This is a genomic window from Clostridium sp. CAG:265 (genome assembly GCF_000436575.1).
In the GTDB taxonomy this organism is placed as follows: domain Bacteria; phylum Bacillota; class Clostridia; order Clostridiales; family Clostridiaceae; genus Clostridium; species Clostridium lentum.
Genome location: NZ_FR886611.1, coordinates 11753 through 32860 on the forward strand (window position 1 = coordinate 11753; position 21108 = coordinate 32860).

The window sequence follows — 21108 nt, forward strand, 5'->3', positions numbered from 1 at the left end:
AGACTAGACGTATATGAAAGACAAACACAACCACTGATTGATTTTTACAAAGAAAAAAATCTACTTTCTACGGTAGATGGAACAAAAGCTATTAACGAAGTATTTAATGATATTTGTGAATTATTCGGGAGAGTTGATTAATGATCATTATTAAAAATGATAAAGAAATCGACCTAATGAGGAAAGCTGGTAAAATAGTAGCGGAAACGCTTCTAGTGGTTGAGAAAAACATAAAGCCAGGCATAACTACTGCCGAATTAGATAGGATAGCAGAAGAATTTATAACTAAGCATGGGGCAAAACCTTCATTTAAAGGGCTCTATGGATTTCCTGCATCACTATGCATATCTGTTAATGAGCAAGTAGTTCATGGAATACCAGGAAGGTATGTATTAAAAGAAGGAGATATTGTTAGTGTAGATTGTGGAGCTATTATTGATGGCTATCACGGAGATGCTGCAAGAACCTTCGCTGTTGGAAATATTTCAGAAGAAGCACAAAAGCTTATTGAAGTAACTAAAGAAAGTTTTTTCAAAGGTTTAGAAGCTGCAAAAGTAGGAAATAATCTAACTGATATTTCAAATGAAATACAAAAATATATTGAGGCTTCAGGGTTCTCTGTTGTAAGAGATTTCGTTGGGCATGGAATTGGAAAAGATCTTCATGAAGATCCAGAGGTTCCAAACTTCGGAAGACCAGGCCGAGGTCCAAAATTAGTGACTGGTATGGCTCTAGCTATTGAACCTATGGTTAACGTAGGAAGTCATAGAGTTAAAACATTAGGTGATGATTGGACAGTTATCACCAGTGATAAAAGTCTATCAGCACATTATGAAAATACAGTCATAATTTTACCAGATGGACCAGAGATACTAACACTAGTTAAATAAGTGTTGCTTAGTTATAAATTCGCATGAAACCATATGGTGTCTTGTAAATTTATGGCTAAGGTAATCATCGAGGTGAAAAGTTTGCAAAACAATGACTTAATTGGAAAACTTGTTATTTCAAATTCAGGTAGGGATAAAAATCAAATGTATGTCATAGTAGATAATATAGATGATAATTATTACCTATTGAGCAATGGAAAAACAAAGACAATTCAGATGCCGAAAAAAAAGAAGATAAAACATTTTGATGTTTTAGAAGATGCTGAAGATCATATTAAAACTGCTCTAGCAGCTAAAGATAAAGGCACTGATTTAAAGATTAAGAGATTTTTAAAGCTTAAAGGCATTGTTAAGGAGGGTTGATTACCTTATGTCAAAAGATGATGTAATAGAAATGCAAGGTGTAGTTTTAGAAGCTTTACCTAATGCAATGTTTCAAGTTGAGTTAGAAAGTGGTCATAAAATACTAGCTCACATATCAGGAAAATTAAGAATGAACTTCATAAGAATTCTTCCGGGAGATAAAGTAACAATAGAGCTTTCTCCATATGACCTAACAAGAGGAAGAATTACTTGGAGAGCAAAATAAGGTGTGAAGTCACCATAAATTACACAAGGAGGGTTAGCGATGAAAGTAAGACCATCAGTTAAGCCTATTTGCGAAAAGTGCAAGATTATAAGAAGAAAAGGAAAAGTAATGGTTATCTGTGAAAATCCTAAGCACAAGCAAAAACAAGGCTAATATAATTAAGTATTAGGCAAATATATTTTTACAAATATTAATATATTGACTTTTATTACAAATTTCAATATTATTATATAGGCAATATTTAAGTCGATAATTTTAGGTGCGGCTGCAATAGTAATTGCAATTAGTTATCTATTAACCTAAAATTCATTATAAATTATTTAATAAATAATTGCATTCCAACTTATCAGGAGGTGTAAATCAATGGCAAGAATTTCAGGAGTTGACCTACCAAGAGAAAAAAGAGTTGAGATAGGTCTAACATATATATACGGTATAGGATTATCTACTTCTCAAAAGATTTTAGCTGAAACTGGAGTAAACCCAGACACTAGAGTTAAAGATCTTACTGAAGAAGAAGTTAATGCAATCAGAAACTTCGTTAAGAATATTACAGTTGAAGGTGACTTAAGAAGAGAAGTTGCTTTAAACATAAAGAGATTAGTTGAAATCGGATGTTACAGAGGAATAAGACATAGAAAAGGTCTTCCAGTTAGAGGACAAAAGACTAAGACTAATGCTAGAACTAGAAAAGGTCCTAAGAAGACAATCGCAAACAAGAAGAAATAGTGAGGAGGGATTTCAATGGCTCAAAAAGTTAAAAAGACTAGAAGAAGAAAAGAAAGAAAGAATGTTGAACATGGTGCTGCACACATCAAATCAACTTTCAATAACTCAATAGTTACTTTAACTGATGCAGCAGGAAATGCTTTATCATGGTCAAGTGCTGGAGCTTTAGGTTTCAGAGGATCAAGAAAGAGTACTCCATTCGCATCACAAATGGCAGCAGAAACTGCAGCTAAAGCGGCTATGGAACACGGTCTAAAGAGTATAGAAGTATACGTTAAGGGACCAGGTGCTGGAAGAGAAGCAGCTATAAGATCTTTACAAGCTGCTGGATTAGAAGTAACTTTAATAAAAGATGTTACTCCAATTCCACACAACGGATGTAGACCACCAAAAAGAAGAAGAGTTTAGTTTATATATAAGTTCAACAGGAGGTGTAACGAATGGCAAGATATACTGGAGCTACATGTAGATTATGTAGAAGAGAAGGTCAAAAGCTATTCCTTAAGGGAGATAGATGCTTTACTGATAAATGTGCTTTCGTTAGAAGAAGCTATGCACCAGGACAACATGGAGCAGCTAAGAAAAAGATGTCTAACTACGGAGTTCAATTAAGAGAAAAGCAAAAAGCAAGAAGAATATATGGTGTTTTAGAGAGACAATTTAGAGCATACTATGAAAAAGCTGAACACATGAAAGGTATCAGCGGTGAAAACTTACTTAAATTATTAGAAATGAGATTAGATAACGTTGTTTACAGATTAGGATACGGTGCTTCAAGAAACGAAGCTAGACAATTAGTAACACACGGTCATTTCTTAGTAAATGGTAAAAAAGTTGATATTCCATCATTCAAGGTATCAGTTAACGATGTTATATCTGTTTGTGAAAAGAGCAGAGGAACTGAAAAGTTCAAGACATTTGTTGAAAACCCAAAAACATTACCAAAATGGTTAGAAGCTAACGTTGAAAACTATGAAGGTAAAGTTGTTGCTGAACCAGCTAGAGAAGACATTGATGTACCAATTAATGAAACTCTAATCGTTGAGTTATACAGCAAATAAAATCTAACTTTGTAAAATAAGATCTAGTCTTAAGTGCAATTTTAGAATCAGTTGCCCTCATAATTAGATTGCCATTTTAATATAAGGAGGGTTTTTAAATGTTAGAAATCGAAAAGCCAATAATAGAGTGCATTGAATCAAATGAAGATGGTACTTATGGTAAGTATGTAGTTGAACCACTTGAAAGAGGATATGGAATTACACTTGGAAATGCTATGAGAAGAATATTACTTTCATCACTTCCAGGTGTAGCAACTACATCTGTTAAAATCGATACAGTACTTCATGAATTCTCAACTGTACAAGGCGTTAAAGAAGATGTTACAGAATTAATTCTTAACATCAAATCATTAGCGTTAACAATGGAAGGTGAAGGACCAAAGACTATCTATATAGATGCTCAAGGTCCAGGTGTAGTAACAGGAGCTGACATTAAGACAGACGGAGATGTTGAAGTTATTAATAAAGACCTACATATAGCGACTTTAGATGATAACGGAAAACTATATATGGAGTTAACAGTAAACAGAGGAAGAGGATATGTTACTCAAAATAAAAATAAGAGTGAATCATTACCACTTTCAGCTATAGCTGTTGATTCAATATATACTCCAGTTAAAAGAGTTAATTTCACAGTAGAGAATACTAGAGTTGGTCAAATTACTGACTATGATAAGTTAACTTTAGAAATCTGGACTAATGGTACTATTAAAATAGATGAAGCTATAAGCTTATCTGCTAAAATTTTAATAGAACACTTCAAGTTATTCATGTCTTTAGGCGTTGCGACTAATGATGTTGAAATAATGATAGAAAAAGAAGAAGATAAAAAGGAAAAAGTACTAGAAATGACTGTTGAAGAGCTAGATCTTTCAGTTAGATCATATAACTGTTTAAAGAGAGCTGGTATTAATACAGTTCAAGAGCTTGCTGGTAAATCAATGGATGACATGATGAAGGTAAGAAATCTAGGAAAGAAATCCTTAGAAGAAGTTGAAAGAAAGCTTAAAGAATTAGGTTTAAGCTTAAAATTAAGCGACGAGTAAGGAGGAAGATCCATGGCAGGTTATCGTAAGTTAGGTCTTGCTACAGACCAAAGAAGAGCTATGTTAAGAAGCTTAGTAACAAGCTTTTTAAAGCACGGAAGAATAGAAACTACTGAAACTAGAGCTAAAGAAACTAGAAGTATAGCTGAAAAAATGATCACTCTTGCAAAAAGAGGAGATCTTCACGCTAGAAGACAAGTTTTATCTTATGTTTTAGAAGAAGAAGTTGTTAAGACATTATTCGAAGAAATCGCACCAAAGTATGCTGAAAGAAATGGTGGATACACTAGAATAATTAAAAAAGGCCCTAGAAGAGGGGACGGAGCAGAAGTTGTTATACTTGAATTAGTATAATTTCTTTTAGGGGGGATTAAGTGTTAAGCTTAATCCCTCTTTTTTTTTATAAATATTATGTAAAAGCTTATAATATTATAGAAAATAATGTATACTTAAATTTAATAAGTTAGCTTATAAAGAAAATAAAAGCACTATAGGTTTTTATATGATATTTAATGATTAAAAGGGAGGAAAATGCTTGAATACAATGATTGAATGTAGAAATTTAGTTTTTAAATATACAGCTAGTGAAAACCAGGAAGAAAAGATTGCCATAAATGATGTAAATCTTCAAATAACAGAGGGTGAATTTATTGCTATATTAGGACATAATGGTTCGGGAAAATCTACTATGGCAAAACATATGAATGCATTGTTGATTCCTACCGATGGAAAAATGTTAGTAAATAAAATGGATACTTCTGATATGAATAACTTATGGAATATAAGGGAAACAGCTGGAATGGTTTTTCAAAATCCAGATAATCAATTAGTAGCAACTATAGTAGAAGAAGATGTTGCTTTTGGACCAGAAAACTTAGGTGTACCACCAGAAGAAATAAGAAAAAGAGTTGATGAGGCTTTAGAGAGGGTTGGAATGTCAGAGTATAAAAAGCATGCACCACATTTGCTTTCTGGTGGACAAAAGCAGAGAATAGCCATAGCAGGCATCTTAGCTATGCAACCTAAATGTATAATATTTGATGAGCCAACAGCAATGCTTGATCCATCAGGTAGAAAAGAAGTACTTGATACTATTATTGATTTAAATAGAAATTATGGAATTACAGTAATACTTATAACTCATTATATGGATGAAGCAGCTAAGGCTGATAGAATAGTTGTGATGGATAAAGGAAAGTTGATTTTAGATGGAAAGCCACGAGATGTTTTCTCTAATGTAGAAAAGATGAAAAATATAGGGCTAGATGTTCCTCAAGTAACAGAATTAAGCTATGAGTTGCAAAAAGTAGGAATTAATATAGATACTAGAATATTAGATGTGAATGAGATGGTGAATGCAATATGTCAATTAAAATAGAAAATTTAACATATGTTTATATGCCAAAGACACCTTTTGAAAAAAAGGCTTTAGATAATGTAAGCTTAGAAATAGAAGATGGAGAGTTTTTAGCAGTAATCGGACATACTGGTTCAGGAAAATCTACCTTAATACAACATTTAAATGGGCTTTTAAAGCCAGCCAGTGGAAAGATTTATGTTGATGGAACTGATATAACTGATAAAGATACTAAGCTAGTTGATATTAGAAAAAAAGTTGGGTTAGTATTTCAATATCCAGAATATCAGCTTTTCGAAGAAACTATTGCTAAAGATATTGCTTATGGACCAACCAATTTAGGGTTAAATGAAGATGAAATATTAAGAAGAGTTAAAAAATCTATGGAAATGGTAGGTTTGGATTATGATGAGTATAAAGATATTTCTCCGTTTGAACTTAGTGGAGGGCAGAAGAGAAGAGTAGCCATTGCAGGAGTAATTGCTATGGAACCCAATGTGCTGATATTAGATGAACCTACAGCAGGTTTGGATCCAGCAGGGAGAGATGATATATTAGAGCAGATAAAATTTCTGCATGAAAAATATAATATGACAATAATTCTTGTGAGCCATAGTATGGAGGATGTAGGAAAGTTAGCAGAGAAGATCATTGTAATGAATGATGGACATATAGAGCTTAAAGGAAAACCAAAAGAGGTATTTAGGGAAATAGATACTTTAGAAAGAATAGGTTTAGCAGTGCCTCAAGTAACGTATTTAATGAGAGAGTTAAAGAGAAAAGGCTTTAATGTATCAGAAGATATTTTTACTGTGGAAAAAGCTAAAAGTGAATTATTAAATATATTATTAAAAAATAAGTAATGGAAAGAGAGAGTTAGTATGATAAAAGATATTACCATAGGCCAATATATACCTGGCGAATCTTTTGTGCATAAGCTTGACCCAAGAACCAAGATATTAATATCTATTTTGTTTATTATATCGCTTTTTGTGGTAGATAAATTTGCAGCATATTCTTTTGTAGTTGCTTTTTTAGTATTAGTTATCTGCACAGCAAGGATACCATTTAGATTTGTATATAAAGGTCTTAAACCAGTATTCCTATTAATTGCCTTAACAGGTGCCTTAAACTTATTTATGGTAAAGGGAGGAGAGCTCTTATTCAGTTTTGGTTTTATTAAAATATATGAGCTAGGACTTAGAACTGCTGTATTTATGGCAATAAGATTAATTTTGTTAATAATGGGTACGTCTATATTAACATTAACTACATCGCCAATAGAGCTTACAGATGGGATAGAAAGGCTTCTAAGACCTATAGGAAAAGAAATAGCCCATGAATTAGCAATGATGATGACCATTGCCTTAAGATTTATACCAACATTGATGGATGAAACTGATAAGATAATGAAAGCTCAAAAAGCTAGAGGAGCTGATTTTGAAACAGGAAACATTCTACAGAAGGCTAAAAACTTAATACCATTATTGATTCCTTTATTTATTAGTTCCTTTAAAAGAGCTGATGAGCTAGCTATGGCTATGGAAGCAAGATGTTATAGAGGTGGAGTTGGTAGAACCAGAATGAAGGTATTAAAATTCACTTCTAAGGATGTAATTGCTTTTGCATTATTTTCCGTAGTATTTGCTAGTATTATAGCAACAAGAATTTTATTATAAATTTTTAATATTAAAATAAAAAAGGTGATAGTTTAGTGAAAAATATAAAACTGATAATAGAGTATGATGGTACTAATTATTATGGATGGCAGAAGCAAAATGATAAGGTCACTATACAAGGAACTCTTGAAGAGGCGGTAAGGAGTCTTACTAAGGAAGAAAATGAGATAATTGGATGCTCCAGAACTGATTCTGGAGTACATGCCAGAGGATTTGTGGCAACATTTAAGACAGAGAGTACAGTACCACCCCATAAGTTTAGAGAAGCAATTAATTATAGATTGCCAGATGATATAGTGATTCTTAGCTCTGAAGAAGTTTCTGAAGATTTTCATCCAAGATATTTGGCGAAGGGAAAGACATATGAATATACCATATATAATAATTTAGTGCCAACAGCATTAAATAGGTTATATTCATATCATTATAAATATTCTTTAGATATTGAAGTAATGAAGAGTGCTTGTCACTTCTTTAAGGGAACTCATGATTTTAAAGCTTTTAGAAGTGAAGGAAGTTCTGTTAAGACAACTGTAAGAACCATATATGATGTAAATATTAAAATTGATGGAGATTTTATTAAGATTTCTGTTTCTGGTGATGGTTTTTTATATAATATGGTTAGAATAATAGTAGGCACTTTAATTAACGTTGGAAGAGGAAAAATTACACCAGATGATATTGAAAAAATTATATTAGGAAGAGATCGAAAAGCCGCTGGAGATTGTGTTCCTGCGAAAGGATTAAAGCTAATTGAAGTTTATTATTAAAAATAAAAAAAAATGTTGACACGCCCGTAAGCGTGTATTATAATTTATTTTGTTTGTTAGATTATTTATGTACGTAAGATCCAATTAGACCTGGGTCTTAACATAAATGCAAAGCTCGAAAGAGCAAAGCGATATAATGTAAGTTCAGGGAGGGAAAAACATGAAATCATACATTGCTAAGGCACAAGAAGTTGAAAAGAAATGGTTTGTTGTTGACGCTGCTGGTAAGCCACTAGGAAGAGTTGCTAGCCAAGTTGCTTCAATATTAAGAGGAAAACATAAACCAACATTTACACCAAATGTTGATTGCGGAGATCACGTAATAGTTATCAATGCAGAAAAAGTTGTTTTAACTGGTAAGAAGTTAGATCAAAAATTCATGAGAAAATACAGCGGATACGTTGGAGGACTTAAAGAAGTTCCTTACAGAGAAGTATTAGCTAAGAAGCCAGAACTAGCTTTCGAAGAAGCTGTTAGAAGAATGCTTCCATCAGGAGTTTTAGGAAGAAAGCAACTTAAAAACTTAGTAGTATATAGAGGTGCTGAGCACAATCATGAAGCTCAAAAACCAGAAGTACTTGAATTAAAGTACTAATATACAATCGGGAGGAGGAATAAATTATGGCAAAAGTTCAATATATGGGAACTGGTAGAAGAAAGAAATCAGTTGCTAGAGTAAGACTAGTACCAGGAACTGGTAAAGTAGTTATAAACAACAGAGAAATAGAAAACTTCTTTGGTTTAGAAACTTTAAGAATGATCGTTAACCAACCATTAGTATTAACAGGAACTAAAGACAGATTTGACGTTTTAGTAAATGTACACGGTGGTGGATTCACTGGTCAAGCAGGAGCAATAAGACACGGAATCACAAGAGCTTTAATTAAGTCAGATGAAAGTCTTAAATCAGAATTAAAGAAAGCTGGATTTGTAACAAGAGATCCAAGAATGAAAGAAAGAAAGAAATACGGTCTTAAGAAAGCAAGAAGAGCTCCACAATTCTCTAAGAGATAGTATATTCTTTTTGCAAAAAAAAGAGAGGTTCAGCCTCTCTTTTTTTAGTATTTAATAATATATAAAGAAAATTAAAATATTATTACCCAAAATATGAAATATTAAATTCATGTTAAAAACAGAGCAAATTCCTTAACAAATATTAAAAAATATAGTAAACTAGCCTTGAGAAAATAATCGTTTATTATAGAAATAAAAAGTAGAGGAGAGTCTAACTTGGATACAATAATGGTTATAATTAGTTTATTAGGCGGTCTTGGGTTATTCATATATGGTATGAAAATCATGGGAGATGGTCTTGAAAACGCAGCAGGAGAAGGGTTAAAAAATATACTAGAAAAAGTTACTAAAAATCCTATAATTGCTGTAGTTGTTGGTGCCATAGTTACAGCAGTAATTCAAAGTAGTAGTGCAACAACAGTTATGGTAGTAGGTTTTGTTAATGCTGGTTTAATGAATTTAGCACAAGCAGCTGGAATAATTATGGGGGCCAATATAGGGACAACCATTACAGCACAATTAGTAGCGTTTAAACTTACAGATATAGCACCTTTATTTGTTTTTGGTGGTGCAATGATTGTAATGTTTGCAAAGATGAAAAAGAAAAAGGAAATTGGGAATATTATTTTAGGGTTTGGTATTTTATTCATCGGTATGGGAATGATGAGTGAATCGATGGAACCTTTAAGGGAATCAGCAATGTTCCAAAAGGTATTATTAACTATTTCAGATAAATGGTACTTAGGAGTTATTGCCGGAGCATTAATTACTGCCGTATTACAAAGTTCATCAGCAACAACTGGTATATTAGTTGCTTTAGCCAATGCAGGAGCGATTTCAATAGCAGGAGCATTACCAATAGTACTTGGATGTAATATAGGTACATGTATAACAGCTATGTTATCAACAGTTGGAACAAATAAAACTGCTCATAGAGCAGCTATGATGCATTTAATATTTAATGTAACAGGTACAGTGATATTTTTACCGTTATTAGCTACAGGATTATTAGCTGACATAGTTTCATATATGTCACCAGTAGTAAGTAAACAAATAGCTAATGCACATACAATATTTAATATTACAAATACAATAATTATGGTTCCGCTAATACCTTTATTGATTAAGGTAGTTACTTGGATTATACCAGGTGAAGATGAAGATGAAAAACAAGGACCTAAGTATATTGATGATAGATTATTAGAAACACCAGTAATTGCAGCTGGACAAGTAATAAAAGAAACTATTAGAATGGCCACAAAAGCTAAAAAAGGTTTAGTTTTATCAATGGATGCATTTAAGAAGAATGATGAATCATTAGTTCAAAAAGTTTATGAAAATGAAAAAATTATAAATATATTAGAAGAATCAATAACTACATATTTAGTTAAGCTTTCTAAATGTGAATTATCAGATAAAGAAAAAAATATAGTAGCGGCTACATTCCACATAGTAAATGATATTGAAAGAATAGGGGATCATGCTGAAAACTTAGCTGATTTAACATTACAAAAAATAAATAAATCATTAGAGTATTCTAAGGATGCAATGGAAGAGCTAGATAGTATTTATTCGTCAACTTTGGAAGCTTTAGATATAGCAATTGAAAGTTATGAAAATAGAAATGTTAATAAAGCAAAAAGCATAGTTGATGTTGAAGCTAAAATTGATAAAAAACAAAAAAGCTTTAGAGAACGTCATATAAGAAGATTATATGATGGAAGATGTAATGCATATACAGGGGCTATATTCTTAGATATATTAAGTAATTTAGAGAGAATTGGAGATCATTCAACAAATATAGCTGAAAGTGTTATTGAAAATAATTAATTATAAAGACTAGAGGAAAAATACCTCTGGTCTTTTTTTAGTTGGAATAATAAAAGTGGTTTTAAACATAATAAAAATGAGAAATAAAAGGTATGGAGGATAAGTATGAAAAAATTTATATTGGCTTTTATAGGTGTATTTTTAATTCTTTCAAGTACTATACCAATAAAGGCAGAAGAATTAAATGAAAAGATAATCTTGATAGATCCAGGGCATGGAGGAATTGATGGGGGAGCAATATCTAAAAATGGTACTGTGGAAAAAGATATTAATTTGGACATAGCCTTAAAGCTTAGAGAAAGTTTAGAAGATAAAGGTTACAAAGTATTTATGACTAGAGAGTGTGATAGGGGCTTATATGAAAATGGGAAAAGCATTAAGGAAAAGAAAAGAGAAGATTTAAAAAAGAGGGCATCTTTAAAAGTTGAAACTAATTGTGATATTTTTATTTCTATCCATGAAAATATGTTTCCTCAAGCAAAATGCTTTGGTGCACAAGTATGGTATGCATCTAATACTGATAGTGAAAAGCTAGCCAATATTGTACAAGATTCTATAAAAGTAGTAGTGAATGATGGTAATAAAAGAGTAGCTAAACCAGCAGGAGAAGCATATCTAATTTTAAGAGATAAATATGAAGGAGCATCTATATTAGTAGAATGTGGTTTTTTATCTAATAGTGATGAAGAAAGTAGATTGAAAACTGATGAACATCAGCAATTGTTAGTAGATGGAATTGTTAAAGGAATTGATGAATACTTTAGTAATGACAGTTCTACAAATGAAAAGAGTGAAGCAAGCTAAAATCAGTAAGGTTAATAATTGATAATTGGGGAAAGTTCATAAGGACTTTCAATCTCAATTATCCATTATCAATTATAAATTTTTAATAAAAAATAATAGCTTGTTCATTGAATATATATAATAAAATTTAAATATAAGGGGGATTTTTATGAGAATTATAAATATAAAGGAGATAATAAAGACAGTTAAGGAATTATCCATAGAAGCTAATTATTATTTGCCTGATGATATAAAGGAAGCAATAGAAAAGGCAGAAAAAAATGAAAAATGGCCAATAGCAAATAATATCTTAAACAAGATAATAGAAAATAGTCATATAGCTGCTAGAGAAAAAATACCAATATGTCAAGACACAGGAATGGCTTGTGTATTTGTTGATATTGGACAAGATGTTCATATAATAGGAGGAAATTTGGAAGAAGCAATTAATGAAGGAGTAAGACAGGGATATGAAGAAGGATTTTTAAGAAAATCAGTGGTTAAGGATCCATTACATAGGGTAAATACCAATGATAATACTCCGGCACTGATTTACTACAATATTGTACCAGGAGATAAAGTGAAAATAATGGTATCACCTAAAGGTTTTGGTTCAGAAAATATGAGCAGAATTGCCATGTTGAAGCCATCTGATGGATTAGAGGGTGTAAAGAACTTTGTACTTGAAACAGTAAGAATTGCTGGGCCCAATCCATGTCCACCTATAGTAATAGGCATTGGTATAGGTGGCAACTTTGATAAAGTAGCATATCTTGCTAAAAAGGCTTTATTAAGATATGTTAATGAAAAAAATGTTGATGAGTTTTATGGCAATTTAGAAAAAGAGTTATTAGAAGAGGTAAATAAAATAGGTATTGGGCCTCAAGGATTTGGTGGAAAGACTACGGCATTAGCTTTAAATATAGAAACATATCCTACTCATATTGCAGGACTTCCAGTGGCAGTGAATATAAATTGTCATGCTACTAGGCATAAGGAAAGGATTTTATAGGGGAAAGTTTATGGAAAAGAAAATATATCTTCCTTTAACAGAAGAACAAGCAGCAAATCTGAAAGCTGGAGATAATGTATTATTAAGTGGAATAATTTACACAGCAAGAGATGCAGCTCATGAAAGGTTAGTTAAGCTCATCGAGGAAAAAGAAAAGCTACCCATAGAACTTAAGGATTCAGTGATATATTACGTAGGACCTACACCAGAGAAACCTGGAGAAATAATTGGTTCAGCAGGTCCAACTACTAGTTATAGGATGGATAAATATGCACCTATACTTTTGGATTTAGGATTAAAAGGAATGATTGGTAAGGGAGCAAGAAGTGAAGAAGTCATTGAAGGAATTAAGAAAAATAAATCTATTTACTTTGGAGCTATAGGTGGTGCAGGAGCACTTATTAGCAAGTGTATAATATCTTCAGAGATTGTGGCTTATAAAGACCTTGGAGCTGAAGCTATAAGAAAACTTGAAGTGAAAGACATGCCTTTAACAGTAATTATAGATAGTGAAGGAAATAATCTTTATGAAATAGGAAAAGAAAAATATTTAAATGAGCAAGTAAAAAAACACAGCAGTTAAGCTGTGTTTTTTTGCTATATTGATTGGAATCCATTACCTTTTACTTCTGAAACATCAACTATTGTAATAAAGGCATTTGGATCTATATTTAAAATTTTTCTTCTTAAACTAATCATTTGAGAAGTGGTTACAGCTACATAAAGAAGCTTTCTTTTATGTCCAGTAAATTCACCTTCAGCCATTAAGGAAGTTATTCCCCTATGCATATCTTTTAATACAAAATCAATAATATCTTTTTCACGATCAGTTAATACTAAGAAGAGTTTTTTGCTAGTAAAACCATTAATTACTTTATCAATAGTAAATCCTTGAATATACATTGATATCAATGTATAAAGTGCTTGAGGTAAGCCAAAAATTAATGCACCAATAGCAACAATTATTAAGTTGAAATAGAAATTTACTGCACCTATTTCAAAACTAGGATATTTTTTTCGAATTACCATGGTAATAATATCAGTACCTCCAGTGGAACCATTTCTTGAAAAGACTAGTCCACTACCAATACCATTTATTACACCACCATAAATACAATAAAGCAATATATCATCAACATTTACAAATGATGATAATGGTTTAGTTAATATAAGAGCTGTAGAGAATGACAGCATTCCTATGGCAGTATAAATTGTGAAACGTTTGGTTAAAAATTTATAACTTACAAAGAATAATGGAATATTTATTAAGAAGACAATAAGCCCAGAAGGAATATTCAAAGCATATTGAAAAATAAGAGCAATACCAGTGGCACCACCACTAAGAAGTTTAGCATTAGAAATAAATAGATTTATTCCTAGTGCAGAAATAAATGTTCCTAAAATTATAAGTACAATATCTAAAATAAGCATTTTGTTTTTGTAAAATATTTTCATAAAATTTTTCCTCATTAATTATTTATATAAATTTCATATAACATAATAAAGTATATAGTAGTAAAAATGCAATAGAAATAAAAAAATTTTTTTTATAAGAGATATTAATTCTTAATAAATAAAAATCATTGATTAAAAGAGAATAGAAGAGGATAAAAGAAATGTTAAAAAAATTTATAGAAAAACAACAGAAAAACTATTTTTACAAATTAAAAATGTGAGTTTATAATAAGACAATATGTTGTGTGGAATAATGAAAATATAGACATATAATATACTATATATAGTAGAAGAGAGGAAATGGCTAAATGAATAAAATGTGTAAATTTGCTATAGAAGATATAAAGGATAAAGATGGCGTATATAATGAAGCAAAGTTAGTTGAGAGTTGTAATAACATAATAAGACCAGGTATGACTGAGGAAGAAATATTATCATCTATTATGCAAAGTGCCTTAGAGTTAACAACAGAAAGTGAACCAAAATGGCAATATGCAGCTTCAAAAATATATATTTATAAATTGTATAAAGAAGTAAATAATAACAGAGGGTTAAAAAAGCAAGAACCATATAGCAATTTTTATGATTTTATTAAAGAAATGACAACAAGAAATTTATATGGAAAATATATTTTAGAAAATTATTCACAAGAAGAGGTAGAGGAATTAGAAAAATATATAAAGCCAGAAAGAGATTATTTATTTACATATAGTGGTATTGATTTATTAACTAAAAGATATTTAATACATGATTATAATAAAAAGACATTAGAATTACCACAGCAAATGTTTATGGGAATAGCTATGCACTTAGCAGTTCCAGAAGTAAAAGGTAAGAAAATAGAATGGGCTAAGAGATTTTATGATGTTTTAAGTTCATTAAAAGCTACAATGGCAACACCGACTATGTCAAATGCTAGAAAGCCATTTTATCAGTTAAGCTCATGTTTCATTGATACTGTTGATGATAGTTTAAATGGAATATATAAATCTTTAGATAACTTTGCTAATGTTTCTAAATTTGGCGGAGGTATGGGGATATACATAGGTAAGGTTAGAGCTTTAGAGTCAAGTATAAGAGGTTTTAAAGGAGCTGCTGGAGGAGTAATTCCATGGGTTAAATTATTTAATGATACAGCAATAGCAGTTGACCAGCTGGGAGTTAGAAATGGATCTGTAGCAGTATGGCTTGATGCATGGCATAAAGATATTCCTGAGTTTCTTCAAATAAGAACGAATAATGGAGATGATAGAAAGAAAGCACATGATGTTTTCCCAGGGTTATGTTATCCAGATTTATTTTGGCGTTTAGCAGAACAAGATATTGATGCAAATTGGTATATGATGTGTCCTCATGAGATTAAAGTTGCTAAGGGATATTCACTAGAAGATTATTATGGTGCAGAATGGGAAGAAAAGTACTATGAATGTGTTAATGATGATAGAATATCTAAACGTGTTATGAGTGTAAAAGATATAGTAAGGCTTATTATAAAAAGTGCAGCAGAAACAGGAACACCATTTGCATTTTATAGAGACACTGTCAATAAGATGAACCCAAATAAGCATAAAGGGATAATATATTCTTCTAATCTTTGTACAGAAATAATGCAAAATATGAGTGCAATGGAAATACAACAAAAAGAAATTTTTGATAAGAACGGCGATAAAATAGTAATTGAAAAAACAAAAGCAGGAGATTTTGTTGTATGTAATCTTTCATCAATAGTATTAGGTAATGTTGATGTAAATGATGAAAAGGAAATTGAATATGTTGTTGAAACACAAATAAGAGCCATGGATAATGTAATTGACTTAAATTATTATGCAATTCCATTTGCTGAAATAACTAATAAAAAATATAGAGCAATAGGTCTTGGAACCAGTGGATATCATCATATGCTTGCTAATAATAAAATTCATTGGGCAGAAGAAAAACATTTAGAATTTGCTGATAAAGTATATGAAAATATTAATTATTATGCAGTAAAAGCAAGTATGAAGATAGCTAAAGAAAAAGGTTCATATGAATGCTTTGAAGGATCAGATTGGCAAAATGGAGATTATTTCAAATTAAGAGGCTATTCTAGTGATAGATGGAATGAATTAAAGCAAGAAGTAAATAAAACAGGGTTAAGAAATGGATATTTATTAGCAGTAGCACCAAATGGTTCAACAGCTACTATAGCAGGTACATCAGAAGGTATAGATCCAGTTATGGCAAGGTTTTGGTTAGAAGAGAAAAAAGGAAGCATAGTGCCAAAGACAGCACCTAATTTAAGCTGGGAAAATTTCTGGTTCTATAATTCAGCATATAATGTAGATCAAAGCTTTAGTGTTAAAGTTAATGGTGTACGTCAAAGACATATAGACCAAGGACAATCTTTTAACTTATATATAACGACAGATTTTACAATGAGACAAATAATGAACCTATACATAGATGCATGTAAGTGTGGAGTAAAATCAATATACTATGTAAGGTCAAAATCACTAACAGTAGAAGAGTGTGAGAGCTGTTCAGCATAATAAAAAATATAAAAACATTTGGGAGTAACTAATATGGATGTAAAAAAGAGATCTTTATTTAATGAAAATGGAGATGTGGAAGTCAGTAAAAAAAGAATGATTAATGGTAATACCACTAATTTAAATGATTTTAATAATATGAAATATGGATGGGTTTCAGAGTGGTATAGACAGGCAATGAATAATTTCTGGATACCAGAAGAAATTAATTTATCACAAGATTTAAAAGATTATAACAATTTAAAAGAAGCAGAGAAAGTTGCATACGATAAAATACTATCATTTTTAATATTTTTAGATTCAATACAGACAGCTAATTTAGGAAATATAAATAATTATATTACAGCCAGTGAAATTAACTTATGTCTTACAATCCAAGCTTTCCAAGAAGCTGTACACTCTCAAAGCTATAGCTATATGTTGGACACTATATGTTCTCCAGAAAAGAGAAATGAGATATTATATCAATGGAAAGATGATGAAATATTGCTGGAAAGAAATAAATTTATAGGGGCTCAATATAATAACTTTTTAGAAGAGCCTACTATAGAAAACTTAGTAAAGACAGTAATGGCTAATTACATTTTAGAAGGTATATATTTCTATTCTGGATTTATGTTCTTCTATAATTTAGAGAGAAATGGAAAGATGCCAGGTTCAGCTCAGGAAATAAGATATATAAATAGAGATGAAAACACTCACCTTTGGTTATTTAGAAGCATAATTAGAGAGCTTATAAAGGAAGAGCCAGAAGTATTTACAGAAGAATTAAGAGAAGAATTAAGATGCATGATGAAAATAGGTGTTGAAAATGAAATTAATTGGGGTAAATATGTAATTGGTGATAAAATTCAAGGAATAAATAGTAATTTAATTGAAAGTTATATAAAATATTTAGGTAATAGAAGATTAAAAGAAATTGGATTTGAAGTAATTTTTGAAGGTTATGATGAAAATCCAGCTAAATGGGTAGATATTTTAGCAGATGCAAATTCAGTAAAAACTGACTTTTTTGAAGCAAAATCAACAGCATATGCAAAAGCTAGTGTATTAATTGATGATTTATAAAATTAACATTTACAGTATAAATTTGAAAATATTATCAAAAAAATGTTATAAAATATGATAGTTATTAAAAAAATATAAAGTATTTTGAGAAAATATTAAAAATTAAAGAAATTTTGATAATATTTAAAGAATATATGTTATAATTAAAAAACAATCATAATATTTTAATTAACTATGGAATTACAATGTTAAACAATTACATTGTTATGATGCAGGGAGGAAATTGCAATGAAAAATGGTATTGCTGCTTCAAAAGGATATGCAATAGGTAAAGTATTTATTCAACAACATGAAGAAATAGTTATAACAGATGAAAAAGTAACAGATGTTGCTGCTGCTAAGGCAGAATTAAGCAAAGCTTTAGAAGATTCAAGAATTCAATTAGAAGCTATTAAAGCTAAAACTTTAGAAGAAATAGGTGAGCACGAAGCTCAGGTTTTCGTAGCACACTTAGAATTATTAGATGATCCAGGATTTGCTGGAGAAATGGAAAACACTATAGAAAATGAAAGTATAAATCCAATGAAAGCAGTTCAAATGGTAACAGATACTTTCGTTATGATATTTGAATCAATGGAAGATGCATATATGAGAGAAAGAGCTGCTGATGTTAAAGACGTTTCTAAGAGAATAATCTCTAACTTAGCAGGAAAAGGTGGAAGTGATTTTGCTATAACTGAAAAGAATACAGTTGTAGTTGCTCATGATTTAACTCCATCAGATACAGCTCAATTAGATAGATCATTAGTTGTTGGTTTCTTAACTAACATTGGGGGAAGAACTTCTCACTCAGCTATCATGGCTAGAACATTAGAAATACCAGCAGTAGTTGGTTTAGGAGATATAACTACTTCAGTTAAAAATGGAGACTTAGTTATAGTTGATGGTATTGAAGGTATTGCTATAATCAATCCTTCAGAAGAAGTAGTAGCAGAATATAGAGCTAAGCAAGAAGCTTTCAAAGCAGAACAAGAAGAATTAAAGAAACTTATCGAAGTTAAAACAGTTACTAAATCAGGTAAAAGAGTAGAGGTTTGTGGAAACATAGGAAAGCCAGAAGATATAGACCAAGTTTTAGCTAATGGTGGAGATGGTGTAGGTTTATTCAGAACAGAATTCTTATATATGGATAGAGATTCAGCTCCAACTGAAGAAGAACAATTCGCAGCATATAAGACTGTATTAGAAAAAGCTAACGGAAAACAAGTTGTTATAAGAACATTAGATATCGGTGGAGATAAGGTATTACCTTACTTACCATTACCAGAAGAAATGAACCCATTCTTAGGATATAGAGCTATAAGATTATGTTTAGATAGAAAAGACATATTCAAAGTTCAAATAAGAGCTTTACTTAGAGCTTCAGTATATGGTAAATTAGCAGTTATGTTCCCAATGATTTCAGGATTAGAAGAATTCCAAGCTGCTAAAGAATTCGTAGAAGAGTGTAGAGCAGAATTACATGCTGAAGGAGTAGCTACTTCAGATTCAATTCAATGGGGTATAATGGTTGAAATACCTGCAGCTGCAGTAATGGCTGATGAATTAGCTAAGCATGTTGATTTCTTCTCAATAGGAACAAACGACTTAATTCAATATACATTAGCTGCTGATAGAATGAGTGAAAAAGTTTCATATCTTTACAATCCAATGCACCCAGCTGTATTAAGATTAATAAAGATGACTATTGATGGAGCTCATAAGCACGGTAAATGGGTTGGAATGTGTGGAGAAATGGCAGGAGATGAAGCTGCTATCCCAACACTTGTTGAATATGGACTAGATGAGTTCTCAATGAGTGCTACTTCAATCTTAAATGCTAAGAAGATAATCTTAGAACAAGAATAATATAAAAAATAAGAGGTAAAGGTATTAAGTACTTTACCTCTTATTTTTTATCTGAAAAGTATTCAAAGGTTAATGGCAGTGGTATTTATATGAAAAAGTTAATGGAATAAGGAGATAGTAAGCTGTCCAATGAGTTATAATAGAAGAAAAGAAAAATAATGAGAAGATGGAGACGTAAAATACTGGCATGATAAAAATGATGCAAATCATGTTCCTAAAAGAAGTCTTTCAGATTTAATTATAGAAGGCAAAATTAAATAATATTATTAAATGGACTGTTTTTATCTAATTGATAAGAAACAGTTTATTTTATTTAATAAGTATTTGAGCAGTAGTATTAAGGTATAATAAACATGGGTGGTGATTTTATGAAAATTATTTTTGAAATTTTTCTATCTATATTTAAAATAGGAGCATTTACTTTTGGTGGAGGATATGCAATGATTCCATTAATTGAACAAGAGGTGGTTAATAATAAGAAATGGCTTAATAAAGATGAATTTATGGATGTATTAGTGGTAGCACAAAGTCTTCCAGGGGCAATTGCAATTAATGCATCTATTTTTTTAGGATATAGGATAGCTGGAATTTTAGGTGCTATATCAGCTTTAATTGCAGTAATATTACCATCTTTTATAATAATTATATTAATAGCTGCTTTTTTTATGCAATTTAGAAATAATTACTATGTTAATGCTGCTTTTATGGGCATAACAGCAGCAGTGCCAATGCTTGTATTAGTAGGAGCTATAAGTTTAGCTAAAGGAATACCTAAAAATTTAAGAAGCCTTATAACTATACTTATTTCATTAATTGTATTGATATTTTTCCATATTAACCCTGTGGTAGTAATAATAGTATCTGGAGTTTATGGAGCGATATTTTTAAGAGGGAAGGTATAGGAGATGAAACTATTAGTAAAATTATATTTAGCCTTTTTAAAGATAGGTACTTTTAGCTTTGGCGGTGGATATGCAATGCTTCCTTTTATTCAAAAGGAAATAGTAGAAAAAAATAATTGGATAAGTAGTACAGAATTTACTGATATAATTGGTATTTCACAAATGACACCAGGACCTGTGGCAATAAATTCTGCAACTTTTGTTGGATATAAAATAAGTGGAGTAATAGGCAGTATAGTTGCTACATTAGGAGTAATAACTACTTCATTTATTTTAGTAGTAATAATAAATAGGATATTAGATAAATTCAAAGAATTTAAAATGGTTCAAGCTGCATTATTAGGTATGAAACCAGCACTTATAGCATTGATAATATATGCTTTTTGGGATTTAGCTATAGATGCATATAAAGATTGGAAAAGTATTTTTATTACTGTGATAATTGCAGTAGTATTGTGGTCAAAAAAAGTGCATCCTATATTAGTAATTGTAATTGCTGCAATACTTGGTTTAGTATTTTATGTATAATAACGATATTATAATAGTA

At 30.7% G+C, this 21108-nt stretch carries 25 protein-coding genes and 1 pseudogene; 25 read left to right on the forward strand and 1 reads right to left on the reverse strand.

Annotated elements, in window-relative coordinates:
* The 20 genes and pseudogenes from Q5O29_RS05615 to Q5O29_RS05710 all read left to right on the forward strand — a co-directional run.
* Positions 1–141, forward strand: a pseudogene (locus Q5O29_RS05615) (adenylate kinase); the annotation flags it as partial.
* On the forward strand, positions 141–890 hold the full coding sequence (gene map, locus Q5O29_RS05620; protein ID WP_022212000.1) for a type I methionyl aminopeptidase: 750 nt from the start codon (positions 141–143) through the stop codon (positions 888–890). The pseudogene Q5O29_RS05615 and the gene map, both read left to right, overlap by 1 nt.
* 81 nt (positions 891–971) lie before the next feature.
* Positions 972–1253, forward strand: a complete 282-nt coding sequence (locus Q5O29_RS05625; protein ID WP_022212001.1) for a KOW domain-containing RNA-binding protein — start codon at positions 972–974, stop codon at positions 1251–1253.
* A 7-nt stretch (positions 1254–1260) separates the two neighbouring features.
* On the forward strand, positions 1261–1479 hold the full coding sequence (gene infA / locus Q5O29_RS05630) for a translation initiation factor IF-1 (protein WP_005212092.1): 219 nt from the start codon (positions 1261–1263) through the stop codon (positions 1477–1479).
* Between the two features lie 39 nt (positions 1480–1518).
* The gene (rpmJ, locus tag Q5O29_RS05635; protein ID WP_016205879.1) at positions 1519–1632 is read left to right on the forward strand and encodes a 50S ribosomal protein L36; all 114 of its coding nucleotides are present in this window, start codon (positions 1519–1521) and stop codon (positions 1630–1632) included.
* A 210-nt stretch (positions 1633–1842) separates the two neighbouring features.
* Complete coding sequence (gene rpsM / locus Q5O29_RS05640; RefSeq protein WP_022166532.1) at positions 1843–2208, forward strand: 30S ribosomal protein S13; 366 nt, start codon at positions 1843–1845, stop codon at positions 2206–2208.
* A gap of 15 nt (positions 2209–2223) precedes the next feature.
* The gene (rpsK, locus tag Q5O29_RS05645) at positions 2224–2616 is read left to right on the forward strand and encodes a 30S ribosomal protein S11 (protein ID WP_022212002.1); all 393 of its coding nucleotides are present in this window, start codon (positions 2224–2226) and stop codon (positions 2614–2616) included.
* A 32-nt stretch (positions 2617–2648) separates the two neighbouring features.
* Positions 2649–3269, forward strand: a complete 621-nt coding sequence (rpsD, locus tag Q5O29_RS05650; RefSeq protein ID WP_022212003.1) for a 30S ribosomal protein S4 — start codon at positions 2649–2651, stop codon at positions 3267–3269.
* Between the two features lie 98 nt (positions 3270–3367).
* Positions 3368–4315, forward strand: a complete 948-nt coding sequence (locus tag Q5O29_RS05655) for a DNA-directed RNA polymerase subunit alpha (protein WP_022166534.1) — start codon at positions 3368–3370, stop codon at positions 4313–4315.
* A gap of 12 nt (positions 4316–4327) precedes the next feature.
* On the forward strand, positions 4328–4669 hold the full coding sequence (rplQ, locus tag Q5O29_RS05660) for a 50S ribosomal protein L17 (RefSeq protein ID WP_022212004.1): 342 nt from the start codon (positions 4328–4330) through the stop codon (positions 4667–4669).
* 190 nt (positions 4670–4859) lie between these two features.
* Positions 4860–5693 carry an energy-coupling factor transporter ATPase gene (locus tag Q5O29_RS05665; protein ID WP_302622849.1) on the forward strand — a complete coding sequence of 278 codons (834 nt, stop codon included), beginning with the start codon at positions 4860–4862 and terminating at the stop codon, positions 5691–5693.
* Positions 5678–6535, forward strand: a complete 858-nt coding sequence (locus Q5O29_RS05670; RefSeq protein ID WP_022212006.1) for an energy-coupling factor transporter ATPase — start codon at positions 5678–5680, stop codon at positions 6533–6535. The genes Q5O29_RS05665 and Q5O29_RS05670 overlap by 16 nt, the downstream gene beginning before the upstream one ends.
* Positions 6536–6553: 18 nt before the next feature.
* Positions 6554–7351: an energy-coupling factor transporter transmembrane protein EcfT gene (locus tag Q5O29_RS05675; protein WP_022212007.1), complete on the forward strand. Its 798-nt coding sequence runs from the start codon at positions 6554–6556 to the stop codon at positions 7349–7351.
* A 35-nt stretch (positions 7352–7386) separates the two neighbouring features.
* A complete protein-coding gene (gene truA / locus Q5O29_RS05680) occupies positions 7387–8121 on the forward strand; it encodes a tRNA pseudouridine(38-40) synthase TruA (protein ID WP_022212008.1) in 735 nt (244 codons plus the stop codon).
* A 160-nt stretch (positions 8122–8281) separates the two neighbouring features.
* Positions 8282–8716: a 50S ribosomal protein L13 gene (gene rplM, locus Q5O29_RS05685; RefSeq protein WP_022212009.1), complete on the forward strand. Its 435-nt coding sequence runs from the start codon at positions 8282–8284 to the stop codon at positions 8714–8716.
* 26 nt (positions 8717–8742) lie between these two features.
* A complete protein-coding gene (rpsI, locus tag Q5O29_RS05690; RefSeq protein ID WP_022212010.1) occupies positions 8743–9135 on the forward strand; it encodes a 30S ribosomal protein S9 in 393 nt (130 codons plus the stop codon).
* Between the two features lie 228 nt (positions 9136–9363).
* Positions 9364–10965: a Na/Pi cotransporter family protein gene (locus Q5O29_RS05695; protein WP_370545597.1), complete on the forward strand. Its 1602-nt coding sequence runs from the start codon at positions 9364–9366 to the stop codon at positions 10963–10965.
* Between the two features lie 105 nt (positions 10966–11070).
* Positions 11071–11769 carry an N-acetylmuramoyl-L-alanine amidase CwlD gene (cwlD, locus tag Q5O29_RS05700; RefSeq protein WP_022212012.1) on the forward strand — a complete coding sequence of 233 codons (699 nt, stop codon included), beginning with the start codon at positions 11071–11073 and terminating at the stop codon, positions 11767–11769.
* A 148-nt stretch (positions 11770–11917) separates the two neighbouring features.
* Positions 11918–12760, forward strand: coding sequence for a fumarate hydratase (locus tag Q5O29_RS05705; RefSeq protein ID WP_022212013.1), 843 nt, complete (start codon positions 11918–11920; stop codon positions 12758–12760).
* Positions 12761–12770: 10 nt separating this feature from the next.
* Positions 12771–13343: a Fe-S-containing hydro-lyase gene (locus tag Q5O29_RS05710; RefSeq protein ID WP_022212014.1), complete on the forward strand. Its 573-nt coding sequence runs from the start codon at positions 12771–12773 to the stop codon at positions 13341–13343.
* A 14-nt stretch (positions 13344–13357) separates the two neighbouring features.
* On the opposite strand, the gene Q5O29_RS05715 is transcribed toward Q5O29_RS05710, so the two are convergent.
* A complete protein-coding gene (locus tag Q5O29_RS05715) occupies positions 13358–14215 on the reverse strand; it encodes a YitT family protein (protein ID WP_022212015.1) in 858 nt (285 codons plus the stop codon).
* Positions 14216–14523: 308 nt separating this feature from the next.
* Here Q5O29_RS05715 and Q5O29_RS05720 point away from each other — a divergent pair, with 308 nt between their 5' ends.
* From Q5O29_RS05720 to Q5O29_RS05740, 5 genes are all read left to right on the forward strand, one after another.
* Entirely contained in the window at positions 14524–16743 is a 2220-nt protein-coding gene (locus tag Q5O29_RS05720; RefSeq protein ID WP_022212016.1) for a ribonucleoside-diphosphate reductase subunit alpha, read from the forward strand.
* A 33-nt stretch (positions 16744–16776) separates the two neighbouring features.
* Positions 16777–17811 (forward strand): ribonucleotide-diphosphate reductase subunit beta, encoded by a 1035-nt coding sequence (locus tag Q5O29_RS05725; RefSeq protein ID WP_022212017.1) that lies wholly within the window; start codon positions 16777–16779, stop codon positions 17809–17811.
* A gap of 228 nt (positions 17812–18039) precedes the next feature.
* Positions 18040–19659, forward strand: coding sequence for a phosphoenolpyruvate--protein phosphotransferase (gene ptsP, locus Q5O29_RS05730; RefSeq protein WP_022212018.1), 1620 nt, complete (start codon positions 18040–18042; stop codon positions 19657–19659).
* A 368-nt stretch (positions 19660–20027) separates the two neighbouring features.
* The gene (locus Q5O29_RS05735) at positions 20028–20561 is read left to right on the forward strand and encodes a chromate transporter (RefSeq protein ID WP_022212019.1); all 534 of its coding nucleotides are present in this window, start codon (positions 20028–20030) and stop codon (positions 20559–20561) included.
* A 3-nt stretch (positions 20562–20564) separates the two neighbouring features.
* The gene (locus Q5O29_RS05740; protein WP_022212020.1) at positions 20565–21089 is read left to right on the forward strand and encodes a chromate transporter; all 525 of its coding nucleotides are present in this window, start codon (positions 20565–20567) and stop codon (positions 21087–21089) included.
* Positions 21090–21108: the final 19 nt, after the last annotated feature.

Bases quoted from the DNA above. Each gene is read 5' to 3' on its own strand.
- Q5O29_RS05705 (WP_022212013.1), top strand. From the start codon at position 11,918: ATGAGAATTATAAATATAAAGGAGATAATAAAGACAGTTAAGGAATTA.
- Q5O29_RS05720 (WP_022212016.1), top strand. From the start codon at position 14,524: ATGAATAAAATGTGTAAATTTGCTATAGAAGATATAAAGGATAAAGAT.
- Q5O29_RS05735 (WP_022212019.1), top strand. From the start codon at position 20,028: ATGAAAATTATTTTTGAAATTTTTCTATCTATATTTAAAATAGGAGCA.
- ptsP (WP_022212018.1), top strand. From the start codon at position 18,040: ATGAAAAATGGTATTGCTGCTTCAAAAGGATATGCAATAGGTAAAGTA.
- Q5O29_RS05715 (WP_022212015.1), bottom strand. From the start codon at position 14,215: ATGAAAATATTTTACAAAAACAAAATGCTTATTTTAGATATTGTACTT.
- rpsD (WP_022212003.1), top strand. From the start codon at position 2,649: ATGGCAAGATATACTGGAGCTACATGTAGATTATGTAGAAGAGAAGGT.
- cwlD (WP_022212012.1), top strand. From the start codon at position 11,071: ATGAAAAAATTTATATTGGCTTTTATAGGTGTATTTTTAATTCTTTCA.
- rpsI (WP_022212010.1), top strand. From the start codon at position 8,743: ATGGCAAAAGTTCAATATATGGGAACTGGTAGAAGAAAGAAATCAGTT.
- rplM (WP_022212009.1), top strand. From the start codon at position 8,282: ATGAAATCATACATTGCTAAGGCACAAGAAGTTGAAAAGAAATGGTTT.
- Q5O29_RS05665 (WP_302622849.1), top strand. From the start codon at position 4,860: ATGATTGAATGTAGAAATTTAGTTTTTAAATATACAGCTAGTGAAAAC.
- Q5O29_RS05740 (WP_022212020.1), top strand. From the start codon at position 20,565: ATGAAACTATTAGTAAAATTATATTTAGCCTTTTTAAAGATAGGTACT.
- rpmJ (WP_016205879.1), top strand. From the start codon at position 1,519: ATGAAAGTAAGACCATCAGTTAAGCCTATTTGCGAAAAGTGCAAGATT.
- Q5O29_RS05725 (WP_022212017.1), top strand. From the start codon at position 16,777: ATGGATGTAAAAAAGAGATCTTTATTTAATGAAAATGGAGATGTGGAA.
- Q5O29_RS05675 (WP_022212007.1), top strand. From the start codon at position 6,554: ATGATAAAAGATATTACCATAGGCCAATATATACCTGGCGAATCTTTT.
- Q5O29_RS05655 (WP_022166534.1), top strand. From the start codon at position 3,368: ATGTTAGAAATCGAAAAGCCAATAATAGAGTGCATTGAATCAAATGAA.
- rpsM (WP_022166532.1), top strand. From the start codon at position 1,843: ATGGCAAGAATTTCAGGAGTTGACCTACCAAGAGAAAAAAGAGTTGAG.
- rpsK (WP_022212002.1), top strand. From the start codon at position 2,224: ATGGCTCAAAAAGTTAAAAAGACTAGAAGAAGAAAAGAAAGAAAGAAT.
- Q5O29_RS05710 (WP_022212014.1), top strand. From the start codon at position 12,771: ATGGAAAAGAAAATATATCTTCCTTTAACAGAAGAACAAGCAGCAAAT.
- infA (WP_005212092.1), top strand. From the start codon at position 1,261: ATGTCAAAAGATGATGTAATAGAAATGCAAGGTGTAGTTTTAGAAGCT.
- Q5O29_RS05695 (WP_370545597.1), top strand. From the start codon at position 9,364: ATGGTTATAATTAGTTTATTAGGCGGTCTTGGGTTATTCATATATGGT.
- map (WP_022212000.1), top strand. From the start codon at position 141: ATGATCATTATTAAAAATGATAAAGAAATCGACCTAATGAGGAAAGCT.
- Q5O29_RS05670 (WP_022212006.1), top strand. From the start codon at position 5,678: ATGTCAATTAAAATAGAAAATTTAACATATGTTTATATGCCAAAGACA.
- rplQ (WP_022212004.1), top strand. From the start codon at position 4,328: ATGGCAGGTTATCGTAAGTTAGGTCTTGCTACAGACCAAAGAAGAGCT.